The 17,949-nt window shown below is 33.6% G+C and carries 16 protein-coding genes; 4 read left to right on the forward strand and 12 right to left on the reverse strand.

Annotated elements, in window-relative coordinates; genetic code table 11:
- Nucleotides 1-182: 182 nt before the first annotated feature.
- From pyk to BLT46_RS10325, 5 genes are all read right to left on the reverse strand, one after another.
- The gene (gene pyk, locus BLT46_RS10305) at nucleotides 183-1,613 is read right to left on the reverse strand and encodes a pyruvate kinase (RefSeq protein WP_090409916.1); all 1,431 of its coding nucleotides are present in this window, start codon (nucleotides 1,611-1,613) and stop codon (nucleotides 183-185) included.
- Nucleotides 1,614-1,617: 4 nt separating this feature from the next.
- Entirely contained in the window at nucleotides 1,618-2,109 is a 492-nt protein-coding gene (locus BLT46_RS10310; protein ID WP_090409917.1) for an IPExxxVDY family protein, read from the reverse strand.
- Nucleotides 2,110-2,209: 100 nt separating this feature from the next.
- Nucleotides 2,210-2,956 carry a ribonuclease III gene (gene rnc, locus BLT46_RS10315; protein ID WP_090409992.1) on the reverse strand — a complete coding sequence of 249 codons (747 nt, stop codon included), beginning with the start codon at nucleotides 2,954-2,956 and terminating at the stop codon, nucleotides 2,210-2,212.
- Nucleotides 2,957-2,971: 15 nt separating this feature from the next.
- Entirely contained in the window at nucleotides 2,972-4,225 is a 1,254-nt protein-coding gene (gene fabF, locus BLT46_RS10320) for a beta-ketoacyl-ACP synthase II (protein WP_090409919.1), read from the reverse strand.
- Nucleotides 4,226-4,419: 194 nt separating this feature from the next.
- On the reverse strand, nucleotides 4,420-4,656 hold the full coding sequence (locus BLT46_RS10325; protein ID WP_002988156.1) for an acyl carrier protein: 237 nt from the start codon (nucleotides 4,654-4,656) through the stop codon (nucleotides 4,420-4,422).
- A gap of 197 nt (nucleotides 4,657-4,853) precedes the next feature.
- Between BLT46_RS10325 and purN the strand changes: the two genes are divergently transcribed.
- The 4 genes from purN to BLT46_RS10345 all read left to right on the forward strand — a co-directional run bounded on the left by purN (nucleotide 4,854) and on the right by BLT46_RS10345 (nucleotide 9,413).
- Nucleotides 4,854-5,429, forward strand: coding sequence for a phosphoribosylglycinamide formyltransferase (gene purN / locus BLT46_RS10330; protein WP_090409921.1), 576 nt, complete (start codon nucleotides 4,854-4,856; stop codon nucleotides 5,427-5,429).
- Nucleotides 5,422-5,892 (forward strand): ribonuclease HI, encoded by a 471-nt coding sequence (rnhA, locus tag BLT46_RS10335; RefSeq protein WP_090409923.1) that lies wholly within the window; start codon nucleotides 5,422-5,424, stop codon nucleotides 5,890-5,892. Before purN ends, rnhA begins: the two co-directional genes overlap by 8 nt.
- Nucleotides 5,893-6,514: 622 nt before the next feature.
- Nucleotides 6,515-7,444 (forward strand): PfkB family carbohydrate kinase, encoded by a 930-nt coding sequence (locus tag BLT46_RS10340; RefSeq protein ID WP_090409925.1) that lies wholly within the window; start codon nucleotides 6,515-6,517, stop codon nucleotides 7,442-7,444.
- 70 nt (nucleotides 7,445-7,514) lie between these two features.
- Complete coding sequence (locus tag BLT46_RS10345; RefSeq protein WP_090409930.1) at nucleotides 7,515-9,413, forward strand: amidophosphoribosyltransferase; 1,899 nt, start codon at nucleotides 7,515-7,517, stop codon at nucleotides 9,411-9,413.
- Nucleotides 9,414-9,483: 70 nt separating this feature from the next.
- Here BLT46_RS10345 and BLT46_RS10350 read toward each other — a convergent pair whose 3' ends face one another.
- The 7 genes from BLT46_RS10350 to BLT46_RS10380 all read right to left on the reverse strand — a co-directional run bounded on the left by BLT46_RS10350 (nucleotide 9,484) and on the right by BLT46_RS10380 (nucleotide 17,857).
- On the reverse strand, nucleotides 9,484-10,884 hold the full coding sequence (locus BLT46_RS10350; protein WP_090409932.1) for a DASS family sodium-coupled anion symporter: 1,401 nt from the start codon (nucleotides 10,882-10,884) through the stop codon (nucleotides 9,484-9,486).
- Between the two features lie 261 nt (nucleotides 10,885-11,145).
- Nucleotides 11,146-11,796 carry an HD domain-containing protein gene (locus BLT46_RS10355; RefSeq protein WP_090409934.1) on the reverse strand — a complete coding sequence of 217 codons (651 nt, stop codon included), beginning with the start codon at nucleotides 11,794-11,796 and terminating at the stop codon, nucleotides 11,146-11,148.
- Between the two features lie 22 nt (nucleotides 11,797-11,818).
- On the reverse strand, nucleotides 11,819-12,817 hold the full coding sequence (locus BLT46_RS10360; protein WP_090409936.1) for an acyl-ACP desaturase: 999 nt from the start codon (nucleotides 12,815-12,817) through the stop codon (nucleotides 11,819-11,821).
- A gap of 77 nt (nucleotides 12,818-12,894) precedes the next feature.
- On the reverse strand, nucleotides 12,895-13,626 hold the full coding sequence (locus tag BLT46_RS10365) for a lysophospholipid acyltransferase family protein (RefSeq protein WP_090409938.1): 732 nt from the start codon (nucleotides 13,624-13,626) through the stop codon (nucleotides 12,895-12,897).
- Between the two features lie 64 nt (nucleotides 13,627-13,690).
- Nucleotides 13,691-14,101, reverse strand: a complete 411-nt coding sequence (locus BLT46_RS10370) for a BrxA/BrxB family bacilliredoxin (protein WP_090409940.1) — start codon at nucleotides 14,099-14,101, stop codon at nucleotides 13,691-13,693.
- A gap of 79 nt (nucleotides 14,102-14,180) precedes the next feature.
- Nucleotides 14,181-15,332 (reverse strand): PepSY-associated TM helix domain-containing protein, encoded by a 1,152-nt coding sequence (locus BLT46_RS10375; protein ID WP_090409942.1) that lies wholly within the window; start codon nucleotides 15,330-15,332, stop codon nucleotides 14,181-14,183.
- Between the two features lie 92 nt (nucleotides 15,333-15,424).
- Entirely contained in the window at nucleotides 15,425-17,857 is a 2,433-nt protein-coding gene (locus BLT46_RS10380) for a TonB-dependent receptor (RefSeq protein WP_090409944.1), read from the reverse strand.
- Nucleotides 17,858-17,949 lie beyond the last annotated feature (92 nt).

The raw sequence follows: 17,949 nt of genomic DNA on the forward strand, positions 1-17,949 counted from the left end.
TCGCATTAATTTAAATGGAATGAGCCCGGTAGAATACCGAGCTCATTATATTAAAAAGATTGCATAACTTCGTCCAACTTTTTGGGGTCAGTCCACTTCGGAGTTTTTTTATTCCCATAAACTAATAAAGCTCATCTTATAGATGAGCTTTATATATGCTGATTTAAACTTTAGTCTAAAACTTATTTTACTTCTGAAATACGCAATGTATTAACCATTCCTTTTTCAATTATCGGCATTGCTGCAAGGTTAATTACCATATCTCCTTTTGTAGCAAATCCTTTCTCTTCAACCATACGGTTAATATCTTCAATTGTCTCATCAGTACTTACAAACTTGTCATAATAGAAAGCTTGTACTCCCCACAATAAGTTTAATTGCGTAATAATTCTCTTATTTGATGAGAAAACTAAAATATTACTATTTGGTCTCCAAGCAGAAATTTGGAATGCTGTATATCCACTATTTGTCAATGTACAGATCGCTTTTGCCTCAATATCATTTGCCATTGTAGCAGCGTGATAACAAATATTTTTAGTAATATATCTATTTGTTTTAATTGTAGGCGCACTTTGTGGAACACTAATCAACGGAGAATCCTCAACACTTTGAATAATCTGAGTCATCTTCTCGATTACTTGTACTGGATAACTTCCCACTGAAGTCTCTCCTGATAACATAACAGCATCGGCACCATCCATTACAGAGTTAGCAACGTCGTTAACTTCTGCTCTTGTTGGTGTTAAGCTTGAAATCATTGTTTCCATCATTTGTGTAGCAATAATTACAGGAATTCTTGCATTCTTAGCAACGTGAACAAGTTCTTTCTGAATCAATGGAACTTCTTGTGCAGGAATCTCAACACCTAAATCTCCACGAGCTACCATTAAACCATCACAATAAGCTACCAATTTTTTGATATTTTTAACTGCCTCTGGTTTTTCGATTTTAGCTATAATTGGAATTTTATGATCTGAATGCTCATTAATTAACGCCTGTAAATCCATTAAATCTTCAGGTGTTCTAACAAAAGATAACGCTATCCAATCTACTTGCATTTGACAAGCGAAAATCGCATCCTTGATATCTTTCTCTGTCAATGCTGGCAATGAAACCTTTGTCATTGGTAAGTTAACTCCTTTTTTAGATTTAAGAGGTCCTCCTTGAATAACTTTAGCTTTTACTTCGTCAACTTGATTTGTTTCAACAACCTCAAAAATCAACTTACCATCATCTAATAAAATTCTCTCTCCAGCATTTACATCTGTTGGGAATTTTTTATAATTCATATAAACGCGATTAGCGTCTCCTTTGAATTCTTCTTTTGTAGAAAATACAATTGTATCACCAGGATTAACAATTACATCCTCTGCCATAACACCTACCCTTAATTTAGGACCTTGTAAGTCTCCTAAAATAGACGTTGTATAGCCAAATTCTGCATTTAATGAACGAATTATCTCTATTTTTTCTTGTACATCTGTATAATCTGCATGCGAAAAATTGATTCTAAATACGTTTACACCAGCTTTTATCATATCGTGTAGCACTTCTCTCGAGCTTGAAGCTGGTCCTAATGTTGCTACAATTTTTGTCTTCTTTTGAATTACCATATTTTTAAAAAATTAGGTTATTTTTATTTTTTAACGTCTCCTGCTTTATTTCATAAGCAGTAGAAATTATTTTGATTGAATTTAACTTCTCAATGATTGTACCAATATCAAATTGGTAATCTGCTTCTTCTATCTTAATTAGATAATCGACTACTTTTAATTCCGGAACTAAATATCCTTGCTTTGTTATTGGATGATGAACACTTGTAAATAATGGAGAGTCCACGCCTGATTCTGGGGTTAAAAAGGCTTTATTGGAAACCAACTTCCAATAAACATGATGATCTATATCATCATACTCAAAAAAAGAAAAAGTAGCACGTCCATCTTCTGTATGAATATCTACATCATTCTTACTGCGTTCTAAAAAAATCTCTAAAACTGCATTTATAAAATATACTACTTTATAATCCTCTTTGCGCGAAGAATGAATAGCGATTAATTTGTAATCTTCATAATCAATTAAGTCGTCTAATCGATATTTTACCATACCCATCTGAGAATTGTGTATTACAAATATACAACTTTTATTTTGTCAGTGCCTAAGATTGACTGACAACATAGATTATCAAATTGTTAAGTTTTTATTGATAATTCTATTTTTGTATTTGCTCTTGCAATGCGAAATAAGCTCGTTGAGAAGCTTTTTCTTCTGCTTTTTTCTTTGATGTAGCTCTTGCTCGTGCAATTACTTTATCATCTATATATAGTTTCACTCCGAAATATTTTACATCTTCGGCAGTATCTTCTTCAAATGTATCATACTTAAAAGAATGCTTTCTTTTTTGACACCATTCTATCAACAAGCTTTTATAGCTTGTGATTTTTGTTTCTAATTTTTGAATATCTGCAACAGTTGACAACAACTTCTCATGAATAAATTTTTCACATGCTGGATATCCGCGATCTAAATATATAGCTCCGATTAATGCTTCTAATAAGTTTCCATGAATATTTTCTCCAAATTGTTGGTTACCCATTTTACTCTCTACATTTGAAATCAGATTTAAGTCTTTGCCTATTTGGTTTAAGTTTTCTCTGCTTACAATTTTTGAACGCATTTTTGTTAAATATCCTTCATCTCCACTTGGCACTTCTAAATATAAATAGGAAGCTATCACAGACCCTAACATCGCATCACCTAAAAACTCTAATCGCTCATAATTTATAGGATTACCTGCTTCGTCAAGCAAATTCATTGAGCGGTGTGTAAATGCTACTTTGTAATACAACATCTCTGCAGGTTTAATTCCTGTTATCTGATATACATTACGACAAAAATTCCCGTCTTCAACAGTGAAGGAACGGGAATTTCTAAAAATCTTATTTAGTAGCTTTTTCATCATTAAACGATGATTTTACTCTTCTAATTTTTTAACAAGAACACAAGCGTTATGCCCTCCAAATCCAAAAGTATTACTCATACCTACTTTAACATCACGTTTTTGCGCTTTGTTAAAAGTAAAGTTTAACTTAGGATCAATCGCTTCATCGTCTGTAAAGTGATTGATTGTCGGTGGAACGATACCGTGTTCAATTGAAAGAATAACTGATATAGCCTCAATAACTCCAGCAGCACCTAATAAGTGTCCTGTCATAGATTTTGTAGAGTTAAGGTTCATATCATATGCATGATCTCCAAATACTTTTAAAATAGCTTTTGATTCAGCAATATCTCCTAATGGAGTAGAAGTTCCGTGTAAGTTTACAACATCAACATCTTTAGGCTCTAATCCAGCATCTCTTAAACAGTTAAGCATAACATTTGTTGCTCCTAATCCTTCTGGATGTGGTGCTGTTAAATGGTGCGCATCAGCAGACATTCCACCTCCACCTATCTCACAATAGATTTTAGCTCCTCTCGCTTTCGCGTGCTCATATTCTTCTAAGATCATTGCTCCTGCTCCTTCTCCTAAAACAAATCCTTCACGATCTTTGTCCATTGGACGAGATGCCGTTTGTGGATCATCGTTTCTTGTAGATAAAGCATGCATAGCATTAAACCCTCCAATTCCAGCAATAGTAACTGCAGCTTCAGAACCTCCTGTCACCATAACATCTGCCATACCTAAACGAATGTAGTTAAAAGCATCAATTATAGCATTTGTAGATGAAGCACAAGCTGAAACTGTAGTAAAGTTTGGCCCTCTTAATCCGTATTTCATAGAAATATGACCACCAGCAATATCAGCAATCATTTTTGGGATAAAGAATGGGTTAAACTTTGGAATACCATTTCCTGTAACAAAGTTTGTTACTTCGTTTTGGAAAGTATCTAACCCTCCAATTCCTGAACCCCAGATTACTCCAGCTCTATCTAAATCTATAACGTCAAGGTCTAAACTTGAATTCTGTATCGCTTCTGCAGCACTAACCATAGCAAACTGAGCGTAGCGATCCATTTTACGTGCTTCTTTTCTTTCAATATAATCCTCAACGTTGAAGTTTTTCACTTCACACGCAAACTGAGTTTTGAAATTGGTAGCGTCAAAATATGTAATGGGAGCAGCTCCGCTTACTCCATTTATTAGGTTGTTCCAATACTCTTGAATATTATTTCCAATTGGGGTAAGGGCACCTAAACCTGTTACAACAACTCGCTTTAATTTCATAAAATAACTTTTATGGTTTGTACTTTAAAAAAAAATCCCAACTTTCACTTTACAAAAAAGGAAACATTGGGTAGTTTGTTTGATTGTATTCGTTAGATTGTTTCCAATCTGTCCTTTTCTTTTCTATAAAAATTAGTCATAAAAAAATAATAACACCCACGTGATGTTTTACAACACACGTGGGATATTAGTTATTATTTTTTAGCTTCTTCAATGTAAGAGATAGCTTGACCAACTGTAGCAATGTTTTCTGCTTGATCATCTGGAATTTGAATATCGAATTCTTTTTCGAACTCCATGATAAGCTCAACAGTGTCTAGTGAATCAGCTCCTAAATCATTAGTGAAGCTTGCTTCTGCTACAACCTCGTTCTCGTCAACACCTAATTTGTCAACGATAATCGCTTTTACTCTTGATGCAATGTCTGACATAATCTTTAATTTTAAATTTAATTTCGTAGGCAAAAATAAAAAACTTTATTTTAAAACCTGATTTTCCATGTTAATTGTCGGTGCGAAATTATAAAAATTATTAATACTTATCGCTATTTTTCTATTTATTGTCAGTTATTATTCTTTTTTTTGTACTCAATTCCAGCACTTTATTATTTTTAATAACAACCAACAACATGAAAAAAATAGCACTATTCGCCTCGGGATCAGGCACTAACGTAGAAAACATCATCAATTATTTTGAACAGAATTCTATCGTAAATGAGTACCTTATTTTAGTTAATAACCAAAACGCTAAGGTAATAGAAAAAGCGGAAAAAAGAAATGTTCCCTTTACGATTTTTGATAGAACCATGTTAAATGAAGGGACTGTTGCCTCAAAACTAAAAGAATTTCAACCGGACTTAATTGTTTTAGCTGGATTCTTGTGGAAATTCCCAGAAGCAATACTTAAAGACTATTATAATAAAGTGATTAACATACACCCTGCTTTATTACCTAAATATGGAGGTAAAGGTATGTATGGGCACTTTGTTCATGAAGCAATTGTTGATAATAAAGAAACAGAAACAGGAATTACAATTCATTTTGTAAATGAAAATTATGACGAAGGGGCTATTATTTTCCAAGCTACTACACCAGTCCTTCCTAATTTCTCACCTGATGATGTTGCTAAAGCAGTACAAGTGTTAGAGCATAAACACTTCCCTATAATTATTGAAAAACTATTGTTTACTAACTTAGATGAATAATTACCAAGTTATATTATACACTGACGGTTCTTCGCGTGGAAATCCAGGCCCTGGTGGGTATGGGTTAATTCTTGAATGGGCAGGTCGACAAGTGTTCAAAGAATTCTCTGAAGGATTTCGTTTAACAACTAATAACCGTATGGAACTATTGGCTGTTATTGTGGGACTCGAAAAACTAAAAAATCCTGGAACAAGTGTACTTGTTGTTTCAGACTCAAAGTATGTTGTAGATTCAGTTTCTAAAGGATGGGTATTCTCTTGGGAGAAAAAAGGATATAAAGACAAAAAAAATCCTGACCTATGGCAACGTTTTCTCAAAATATATAGACAGCATCGCGTAGATTTTAAATGGGTAAAAGGACATAATAATCACCCAATGAATGAACGATGTGACCAATTAGCTGTACAAGCTTCTCATAAAAAAGATGCTCTCATCGATGAATACTACGAATTAAACGATTAATCTTTATATAAAATGGCTATTGAGGTTTTCAATAGCCATTTTTATTACTCCCTTATCCAAGTCTTTCAAAATAACAAACAAACTCTTTGCTAAAATTCTGTATAATAACACAAGCTAAAAATCTTACTAGTAAAGGCTTTAATCGTGTTTTAGTCGTATTTAAGTCGGAAATAAGTCGGAATTACCTCACCTAAAAGCCTTTTTTACGAACGAATTACGACTTATTTACAACCTAATTACGAATAAATGTCGTTCTAAACTCAGATAATCCTATAATACACCTTCAAAAGACAGCTCTTCAAAGGATACCAATAAAACTTACAACCTTAATATCTGTTCGCTTCATCTATAAGTATACCTGCTTTCAAAATGCTTCTAAACTTTAGAATAACCTATCGATTTAAAGAGATATTCTTTTTTTGTAGAAAAGAGATTACATTATTCACAATTAGTGAGAAAGAAAGTTGATTAAATACACATTCTTCAGGAAAAGAACTCAAACTATATCCTAAAAACAGACATAACCTATTGAAATAAACCACAATAATTAATATTAGGCATTAAATTTTGTACTGAAAAAAGTATTGACATATATTTGCATCTTCATTTCTTAGCAAAAAATATGAACAAATTACTGATAGTGGGGACGGTGGCCTTTGATGAAATTGAGACTCCATTTGGAAAAACAGACAAAGTACTTGGTGGTGCAGCGACATACATCGGATTGTCTGCCTCACACTTTAATGTAAAATCAGCTATAGTTTCTGTAGTTGGAGAAGATTTCCCACAAGAACACTTAGACTTACTTAAAAGTAAAAACATAGAGACTTCTGGTATTGAGGTTGTAAAAGGAGGTAAGACTTTCTTTTGGAGCGGACGTTACCACAACGACTTAAATTCTCGTGATACGTTAGACACTCAACTAAACGTTTTAGCAGACTTCGACCCAGTTGTACCAAATGATTACAAAGATTCTGATGTAGTTATGTTAGGTAATCTTCATCCAAATATTCAAATGAAAGTTTTGGATCAAATGACTAAAAAACCTAAATTAGTTGTTTTAGATACGATGAACTTTTGGATGAATTGTGCTTTAGACGAATTAAAAGAGGTTTTAAAAAGAATTGACGTTATTACAATTAATGACGAGGAGGCTCGACAATTATCTGGAGAATACTCTCTGGTAAAAGCAGCTGAAGTAATTCACGAAATGGGACCTAAGTTTGTCGTAATTAAAAAAGGAGAACACGGAGCTTTATTGTTTGCTAACAAAGATGTATTCTTTGCTCCTGCTTTACCTCTGAAAGAAGTGTTTGACCCAACAGGGGCTGGTGATACTTTCGCAGGTGGATTTACTGGGTATCTTACTCAGAGCAGCAATGTATCCTTCAGGAATATGAAAAACGCTATTATTTACGGTTCTAACCTTGCTTCTTTTTGTGTCGAGAAATTCGGGACACAGAGAATGGAAGACCTAAATGATAAAGAAGTGGTTGAAAGACTACAACAATTTAAAATGTTAACGCAATTCGATATCGAATTAACACAATAGTGTACACTTATAAGCCTCAGTCATGGGGCTTTTTTTATTTATTCAACACCAACACACACACAACTAAAAAATGAGCGACGCTTTAAAACACGAATGTGGTATTGCGGTTTTAAGACTAAAAAAACCGTTATCCTATTACAAAGAAAAGTACGGGAGTACTTTCTATCCTATACAAAAAATGTATTTGTTGATGGAGAAACAACACAATCGAGGGCAAGATGGAGCTGGCCTTGCAAGTATCAAATTAGATATGGAGCCAGGTGAACGTTACATCAGCCGTGTTCGTTCTAACAAAGCACAACCAATACAAGACATCTTCATGCAGGTTAATGGACGCATTAACGAAGAATTGCTTGAACATCCGGAGTACGTAAATAATGTAGACTTACAGAAAAAACACATCCCTTATTTAGGTGAGGTTTTCTTAGGACACGTTCGCTATGGTACTTTCGGAAAAAACAATATTGAAAGTGTTCATCCTTTTTTACGTCAAAACAACTGGATGCACAGAAATTTAATTGTTGCTGGAAACTTCAACTTAACTAATGTTCGCGAACTTTTTCAAGATTTAGTTAGCCTTGGTCAGCACCCTAAAGAAATGTCTGATACTATTACTGTAATGGAAAAAATCGGACATTTCTTAGATGATGAAGTAACAGACTTGTATTACAAAATTAAAGAGGAAGGCTATTCTAAAAGAGCGGCTTCTCCAAAGATTGGTGAACGTTTAGACGTTGCTCGTATCTTGAGAAGAGCTTCTAAAAACTGGGATGGTGGATTTGCTATGGCAGGAATGATCGGACACGGAGATGCTTTCGTTTTACGTGACCCTGCTGGTATTCGCCCTGCTTTTTATTATGAGAATGATGAAATCGTTGTTGTAACAAGTGAAAGACCAGTTATTCAAACTGCTTTTAATGTTCCTTTTGAAGATATTAAAGAACTTGATCCTGGTAAGGCAATTATCATCCGTAAAGATGCCTCTGTTCACTTTGAACAAATCTTAGAACCATTACCTTTAAAAGCTTGTTCTTTCGAAAGGGTTTATTTCTCAAGAGGTAATGATGCTGAGATTTATCAAGAGAGAAAAGACTTGGGTAAACTTATTTTCCCAGAGGTTCTAAAAGCTATTGATAACGATACAGACAATTCTGTTTTTTCATATATTCCTAATACTTCTGAGACTTCTTTCTACGGTATGGTTGAAGGTGCACAAGACTTCTTAAACCAGCGAAAAATTGCAGATATTCTTAAGCATAAAGAGGCACTGTCTGAAGCGAAGTTACAAGAGATTTTATCAGTTAAATTAAGAACTGAAAAAATTGCAGTAAAAGATGCTAAGCTTAGAACATTCATTACTGATGATAGTAGTAGAGATGATTTAGTAGCACACGTTTATGATGTAACTTACGGTGTTATTAAACCTACTGATAACCTAGTAATTATTGATGATAGTATCGTACGTGGTACTACTTTAAAGAAAAGTATAATCCGTATGTTAGATCGCCTTAACCCAAAACAAATTGTTGTTGTTTCTGCTGCACCTCAAGTTAGATATCCTGACTGTTATGGTATTGACATGGCTAAATTAGAAGGTTTAATTGCTTTTCAAGCTGCTATTGAACTATTGAAGGAGAGAAACCTGTTAAGTCTTGTAGACGATGTTTACACGCGTTCTAAAGCTCAGGAAAACTTTGCTGATAGTGATATAATAAACTACGTTAAAGAAATTTACGCTCCTTTTACTGATAATGAAATATCTGATAAGATTGCAGAAATGGTAAAAGACTCAGAAATTAAGTCTAACGTAAAAGTAGTATTCCAAACTATAGATAATTTACACATTGCTTGTCCTAAAAACTTAGGTGATTGGTACTTTACAGGTAACTATCCAACAGTTGGTGGAAATAGAGTTGTAAATAGAGCATTCATCAACTACTATGAAGGTAGAGATGAAAAACCATATTAGAATTCGTTAATTATTATACATAAAAAAGACTGCCATTGGCAGTCTTTTTTATGTATAATCTTTTCTTTTATTAACTCAACCAGAAATAATAAGCGATAGTAGCAATTAATATTGAACAAATAATATTCAAGATAAAACCTGCCTTCATCATATCTTTCTGTTGGATAAATCCTGTACCAAATACAATAGCATTTGGAGGTGTAGCTACTGGCAGCATAAAAGCACACGATGCTCCTAATCCAATAATCATTGAAAGTCCAAGTGGTGCAATACCTAACTCCTCTGAAATAGAAATAAAAATTGGTACTAATAAGGCAGCACTCGCAGTATTTGATGTAAACTCAGTTAAGAAGATAATAAAGAACGAAACTACTAAACCAATAGTGAAATAGTGGCTTCCTTTTATCAAGGAAACTAATACATCAGCCATTACTTTACTTGCTCCTGAATCTTTCAGAACCATACTTAATGTAAGTCCCCCTCCGAACAATAGTAAAACTCCCCAGTCAACATTATGTTGTAATTCTTTCCATCTCGATACTTGACTTACACAAATTAAAATAAAAGCCATTAAAGAGATGAAAGAGTCAAAATTAGTAAACTTCCCTTCAAACCCTACAAAACTTGCTACCAAAGGATTTAAGTCGTTACTAAAAATCCAACATAAAGCTGTAAAAATAAATATTCCTAACGTTAACCATCTATCAAAATTCATTGGTATTGTCTCCGTTGAATGATTAAATCTAAAATTCAACTGTGGTCTAAAAACCAAATAAATAATACCAATAACTATTGGCAATAAGACAACTACCATCGGTAATCCCATCTTCATCCAATCAGCAAACGAAATATTTAATTGTGAAGCTACAATGGCATTAGGTGGACTACCTACCACTGTTCCCATACCTCCTACACTCGCACTATAAGCTATACCTAATAGCACAAATACATAAGTAGATCGATATTTTGTTCTGTCTAACTGACTTAAAACTCCTACTACTAATGGTAACATCATTGCAACCGTTGCTGTATTACTTATCCACATAGACAGCACTGCTGTTGCTCCAAACAAATAAAATACTGCATAAGACAATCTCCCTTTTGCCAGGTACATAATCTTATTGGCTATTATCGTATCAAGCTTTTGCACGTGAAGTGCTCCTGCTAATACAAAACCTCCTAAAAACAAGAAGATCGTAGGGTCTGCAAAAGATGCTAAGGCTGGTTTTGTATCTGTCAACCCTAATGCAATAGCGAGTACGGGGACAAATATTGCAGTCGTTGTAACGTGAATTGCTTCCGTTAACCATAATACCGCAACAAACACCAAAAGAGCTAACCCCTTGTTTACTTGAGGTTCATACGGTAAGTAGTTTACTAATAATAGTAAGGTAACGACATTAAAAAATATAATGAGGTAATTACGTATAGACTTATGAGGTCGTCTTTCTGGTTCGTAATCTAATTTCATAATGTTCTGTTTTATAATTTTAACTTATATTAACAAATGTATATTATTAAAATAATTTATACAACAAAAAAAATAGAAGAAATACGAATAAACTATTTTTTTTAACAATTTATTATATTACATATAATTACCACACTCATTTACAGGATTAAATTACATTATACATAAATTTGATGAATTTATTTCAATAAACAGCGAGTATAATATACCCATAAAAAAACCACCCAATTGGGTGGTTTCTTTTTTCTTATTTAAAAAAGACTATGCCTTTCCTTCCCATTCAGAATAAAACTGAGCCAAATAAAGTTCCATAAACTTATGACGCTCTTCTGCCAGTTTCAATCCTGTTTGTGTATTCATTAAATCTTTTAATCGAAGTAATTTCTCATAAAAGTGATTGATTGTAGTCCCTTTGCTATTTTTATATTCCTCCTTTGACATTCCTATCTTAGGTTCAATTGTAGGATCATAAATCAAATTATTCTTATAACCTCCATAGTTAAAGGTTCTTGCAATACCAATTGCACCAATTGCATCTAAACGGTCTGCATCTTGAACAATATCTAACTCTTTAGAACGAAATTTCTGTTCAAAATTCCCTCCTTTAAATGAAATATTTTCAATCCCTTTTACAACATGGTCAATTACCTCATCGCTAAACGATAGATCACTTAAAAGAGTACGTGCTTTTGTAGGTCCCACAGTTTCATCTCCACCGTGAAACTTACTATCTGCAATATCGTGCAATAAAGCAATTAACTTTACCACAGTGATATCTACTTCTCCTTCTTGTTTTGCAATAGTCATTGAACTTTTATAAACACGCTCTATATGAAACCAATCGTGTCCACTTTCTGCGTTTTCAAGTTCTTTTTTAACGTATAAAACTATTGCCTCTATTCGTTTATCCATTGTAATAAAAATTTGTTGTTTGCTATTTTATGATAGCTGGACGAACCCATTTAAAGATTTGCTCCTCTTTACCAACAACCATTCTATCAGCTACACGAGCCATTCTTGTTGGAAGTTTCATCAAATAGTCTCTTGCCTTTTCTGCCTCATCTGTTAGATTTGTCAGCTCTCCAATTTGCCATCTATCAATTAACTTTTGCATAATATCAATATAATCATGCGCTGTATATACTCCTATCCTTTGTGCTGAATCTGAGAACTTCTCAAACGCATCTCCCATCTTACCTCCTGATTCTCTAATCAAGTTAGCTGGCATTGTAATTTTACGTTTCATCATATCTACAAAAGCAAGCATCATTTCACTTGGATCTACTTTAAAGATACGATCTACAAACTCGCTATATGCGTGGTGGTGTCTCATTTCATCTCCAGCAATCAAACGACAAATCTTTGACAATTTATGATCGCCATATTGCTTAGCTAACTTAGCAACACGATTATGCGAAATATATGTAGCTAATTCTTGAAAACTTGTAAATACAAAGTTCTTATAAGGATCTCTGTCTGTTCCTGGATCAAATCCATCGTTAATCAAGTGTTGAGTTGTGATTTCCACTTCTTTCATATTTACTCTTCCTGATAGATAAAGGTACTTGTTTAACAAATCTCCATGGCGATTCTCTTCTCCAGTCCAGTGACGAATCCACTTTGCCCATCCATTACCACCTTCTTCTTCTTTCTGTTTAACACCTTCTACGTCCATTAACCAAGACTCATATGTTGGCAACGCCTCCTCTGTAATAGTATCTCCTACTAATACTACCCAGAAATCGTATGGTAACTCTTTTGCGTATTCGCGCAACTCTTTTACATCTTCTATAAAATTCTCTCCTTCTGAATCTGGTAACAAATCAGATGGCTGCCATATTTTCTCTACAGGAATCAAATAGTTTTCTACAAAACTATCGATATTCTTTTCTAAGAAGTGCATTACTTCTAAGCGAACATTCTTTATTGACATAATACATTTGTTTACGCCTCACTACTTTGGGTTTGGTTTAGTTTGTTTGAGTAGGTTGGCTATTATAATTTATTCTTTTATTCTAATTTAGTTTTGATTTTCTCCTCGATTACTTGCATCAAAGTAGGAAAATCATAATCACCTATATTTAGTGGTTTGTGTGCATATAATTTGATACGCGCTCCTAATCCGTAAGGAAATTTTCCATAGCGAAATAACTTCCAAGAATTATTAATTGTCAAGGGCACTACTAAAGCATTGGGAGCAAACTTACAAAGCATTTTTACCCCATTTTCTGAGAAACGTTTTAATTGTCCATCTCTACTTCTTGTCCCCTCAGGAAAAATAACCGCAGATCGATTATATTTTGTTATATACTGCCCTAAAGATTTTATAGCTCCTAAAGCTTGTTTAGCATCCTTTCTATCTATTAGAACGGATCCTCCGTGTTTTAAATTATATGAAACACTTGGAAAACCTTTTCCAAGTTCTTTTTTACTAACAAATTTTGGATGATTATTTCTGAAAAACCAAATCATCATTGGAATATCAAACATACTTTGATGATTCGAAACAAAAATTATTGGTCGATCAGTTGGTAATTTTTCTTCTTGTTCGAACTTATAAGTTGTTCCTAAAATCCCCGTACCAGCCATTAGCCACCATACTAACCAATCCACCACTTTTTTGTGTGCTTGATAGCCGAATAGATTAAACGCCAGCCATTGAAGTCCGTGAAAAAAAATCAAGATGATTAATAGGCAAGCCGCAAAAAGGATAGAAATTGGATACGATATTATTTTTTGCATCAGTTTAGTCGTTTAAGGCAAATATACACTTAAAAAAAAAACCACCTTATTGGTGGTCTCTTTTTTAGCAATATTCTTTAAAAGCATCCATTAAATTCTCTGCGATTATCTCAGCAGGGTGACCTTCAATGTGATGTCTCTCTAACATATGAACTAATTCTCCGTCCTTAAACAATGCCATTGCTGGTGATGATGGAGGGAACGGGAACATGTGTTGACGTGCTGCATCTACTGCATCTTTATCCACACCTGCAAAAACAGTCACAATTTGACTTGGTTTTTTATCTCCTTTTAAACTCATAATTGCACCTGGACGAGCGTTACGAGCTGCACATCCACATACTGAATTTACAACTACTAAAGTTGTTCCTCCTTTTGCTAAAGTAGCCTCTACTTCTTCCGCTGTATGTAATGATTCAAATCCTGCATCAACTAATTCTTGACGCATTGGTTTTACTATTTCTTCTGGATACATAATATTTAATCTAAATTAGGTTATATAGCAAAGTTACATTTTTTATCAAACATAAAAACACTTGAATTATAAAGAAATGTTATACTTTACTTTTATTGCCTTTTTTCATTTTATTCAACCAAATGAATATCCCTGTTACAGGTAAACTCGTTGCTATTAAACAAACTATAAAATAAATCACTTTTGAAAATGTTCCGTAAATATCTCCAAAGTGTAACGCTCTGATTGATCCTGCTATCTTTTCTCCTACTGTTTTATCAGCAAAAATCTCCTTTTTTAAAAGCTTTCCTGAATATTGGTCAATAAAAACTCTATCATTTACAGTTTCATTAAATCGAGCTAATTCATTCTTATTTACTTCAAAACTTCCTTTTTCTCCCTTAGGAAAACTAATTGATACTGTTCTTGCTTCAAATGGCAACTCTGTATTCCCAATCGCCATTACTTTGGACAAATCAAGTGTTTTGGCATCTTCAAGTAAAACAGATTCTGGTTTTACCTCATCTCTACCTCCAAAAACCTTCGCTCCTAATACACTACTCAATCCGTCTCTATACCATTCAAAAGACCAACAAAGTCCTGTTAAGGACATAATCACAACAATGAGTAAAGTATAAAATCCTAACGTATTATGTAAATCGTGGTTTATTCTCTTCCAATTTGCTCTAAACTTAATCTTAAAACCTGGCTTTAGACTTTTCCATCCTTTAATTTTCTTTGGAAACCACAACACCAATCCCGAAATTGATAAAATAACAAATATTATTGTTGCAATTCCTACAATCGGACGTCCAATCTTCATATCTAACAATAACCATCTATGCAGTTTAAAAACCGTCATAAAAAACTCATTCGCCGGACCTTTGCCTTCTCCTACAAATGCAGCAGTGTATTGGTTAACATAAATAGTCTCTCCTTTTTTTTCTTTATCAGCAAAGCCTACTGAAAAAACATAGGGTTTGTTCTCTTTATGTGACACAACTACTCGCTGTACATTACCTCCGCTCTTTTGTTCTACGATAGCTTTCAACTCATCAATTGGCAATACCTCTTTTTTAACCTCAACTAAAGTGTACATATCTGGTGCTAAAAATGATTGAATCTCACTTTTAAAGGTATAGATTGTTCCTGTCAAACAAACAATAAACAACACAAGTGAACTTGCTATTCCTAACCACAAATGCACATCATTTATAAATGTACGAAACGAATACTTCGGCTTTGTTTTCATAAGCGAAAAAAATTGAATTTAACCACAAAACACGGCCCCATTAATAGGACCGTGTTTGGTTGGACTAATTAGTATTGTGTAAAAACTATTGATTAAAATCTATAAGATAATTTAGCTGCGAAGTTTCTTGGTGCAATTTCGTTGATATAACCACCTCTGTAGTAAGAAGTATATCCACGCTCATTGAACAAGTTATTCATAAACACGCTTAATGTAGCATTTTTGTATTTATATGCTGCTTGTGCATTTACTGTTGTATAAGCAGCCATATCAAATGGTCTTGTATTTACATTTGATCCGTGTGCATCAGATGTTCTTGTGTATTCATTTACAGGTCTCTTTCCAACGTAGTAAACTCCTAATCCAAAAGATAAACCATCTAAAGCTCCGTCTGTAAATTTATAGTTTGCCCATCCATTAGCTGTATGCTCAGGAGCATTCATTGGAGCAGAACCATCAACGTAGTTTGGACTATCTTGGTATCTTGCATATAAGTTTGCATATCCAAGCATCACTTCTAAATTGTTTGTAATTTTTCCGTTGATCTCTAATTCAAATCCATTGCGTTTTAAATCTCCTGCAAAAATACTTTCAGTAGTAGATTGAACGTTTGTTTCTGGATCAATATACGGTGCTAATAAATTACTTTGGTTAATGAAGAAATAAGAGAAGTTTACTCCTAAGTGATCATTGTACCAATTAGATTTGAAACCGAATTCAATCTGATTTGTATCAGAAGCCCCAGCATATCCACCACCGTGAATTAATTTATTAGATTGTCTTAAACTTGATGTTGTAGTATAAGAAACAAATGTACTAATGTTATCTTGTGGTTTAAAAATTAAACCAAACATTGGATTCCATCTATCAATTGTAGCATTCTCTGTAGTACTTCCATTTAATCTACTGTAGCGAATACCTAACATTGCACTTAACTTATCTCCAATCTGAACATAATCTTGTGCCATTAATCCAATAGTTGGAGTCATTGTACGCGTAGTTTTAATATCTCCAAATACAACATCTCCTGGCAATGTATTATTTATTGGTCCTGTAACATCAAAGAAATCTACATAAGGTACTAAAACGTCGTTCCCTTCTTTATCTTTCCCCATTACTTGCCCAGCAGTATTTCCAGCAATAACTTTTGTTTGTCTATAGTCAAACCCTACTTGAAATGTATGTTTTAAAATTCCAGTAAAGATATCCTTACCTACTAAGTCAGCTTGAAATACAGAGTTGTAATCTCCTCTTTCGCTTTCTGTAACTGTTCTCTTTAAATTTCTAAAATCTGTCCAATCTTTAATCTTGTCTTTTTTAAGAACTGTAGCAACACTTGACGTACGGCTATCATCATTGTAGATAGAAGCAGTATAAGACGTTCTGAAACTTAATTTTTCTGTCAATTGTCTTTCAAAACGAGCTACGTAATTTTGAGATCTAATTGAAGTATTATCATCATTATATCCTAAGAATTTATTGTGAGGCATTTTATATAATGCATCAACATTATCAGGAGCTAAATTAACTGTTCCTTTGTCTGGAGTATAATCTCCATTTAAGTAATCCATTTCAAAAGACAACTTCGTTTTGTCGTCAATTTTCCAAGCTAAAGATGGGTTAATGTAGAAGTGTTCGTTATTAACGTGTGTTCTCCATCCATCATTTCTCTCATAAGAACCATTGAAACGGAATGAAACTCTTTCTTTTTTATCTAATACACGTTCAAAATCAACAGTTGGGCGAATGTGTCCATAACTACCTGTTCTAAAACTTACTTCCCCTCCATTTTTGAAATTTGGCGTTTTAGTTACTAAGTTAATTACACCTCCTGCAGCACCTAAACCATTTCCAATTCCTTGCAAAATAGCAGCAGAACCTTTTATTACCTCAACACTTTCAACTCCTTGCATATCTGAAATTGCTGAAGCTGTTCTAAAGTCAGAATCCATTCCTACTCCATTTCTCAATACTGGAGTACCACGGAAACCTCTAATAGACATACTCTCTTTTACACCACCATAACTTGCAAACTGAGTTACCCCAGCTACGTTACGTGCTGCATCTGTAATTGATAAAGCTCCTTGTTCTTTAATTATATGATCTGAAACGATACTAATTGATTGTACTTGGTCTTGTAAACCTAAGGGTAGACGAGTTAAGTATTGAAGTTTCTTAACATTTTTGTTACTTCTACCGTAAACAGTAATATTTGCTAATTGACTGTCTGTTACTAAAAGAAAGTTAACTACGTCTTCTTTCTTTGAAATATTCATATCTCTTACTGAAGCTGCATACCCAACAAAAGTAGCTTTGATTGACTGCTTTCCATGTTTAACATCTTCTAAGATATATTCTCCGTTATCGTCTGTCTGTGCAGCATAGTTTGAGTTTTCTACATATACTGTTACAAATGGCAATGGCTTATTATTTTCATCAACCACACGACCTTTTACTGTCGATGTTTGAGCCATACTTACAACTGCTCCGCAGATAGTAAATAATAGGGTATTGAATAATTTCATTCTATAGTTATGTTATTTAGACTTATTTAAAACTTGAGCAAAAGTAAAATGATTCTAAATAATAAACAAATCTTATTAAGACTTTTTTTAAA

It is taken from the genome of Myroides phaeus (genome assembly GCF_900099675.1).
Taxonomy (GTDB): Bacteria; Bacteroidota; Bacteroidia; order Flavobacteriales; family Flavobacteriaceae; genus Flavobacterium; species Flavobacterium phaeum.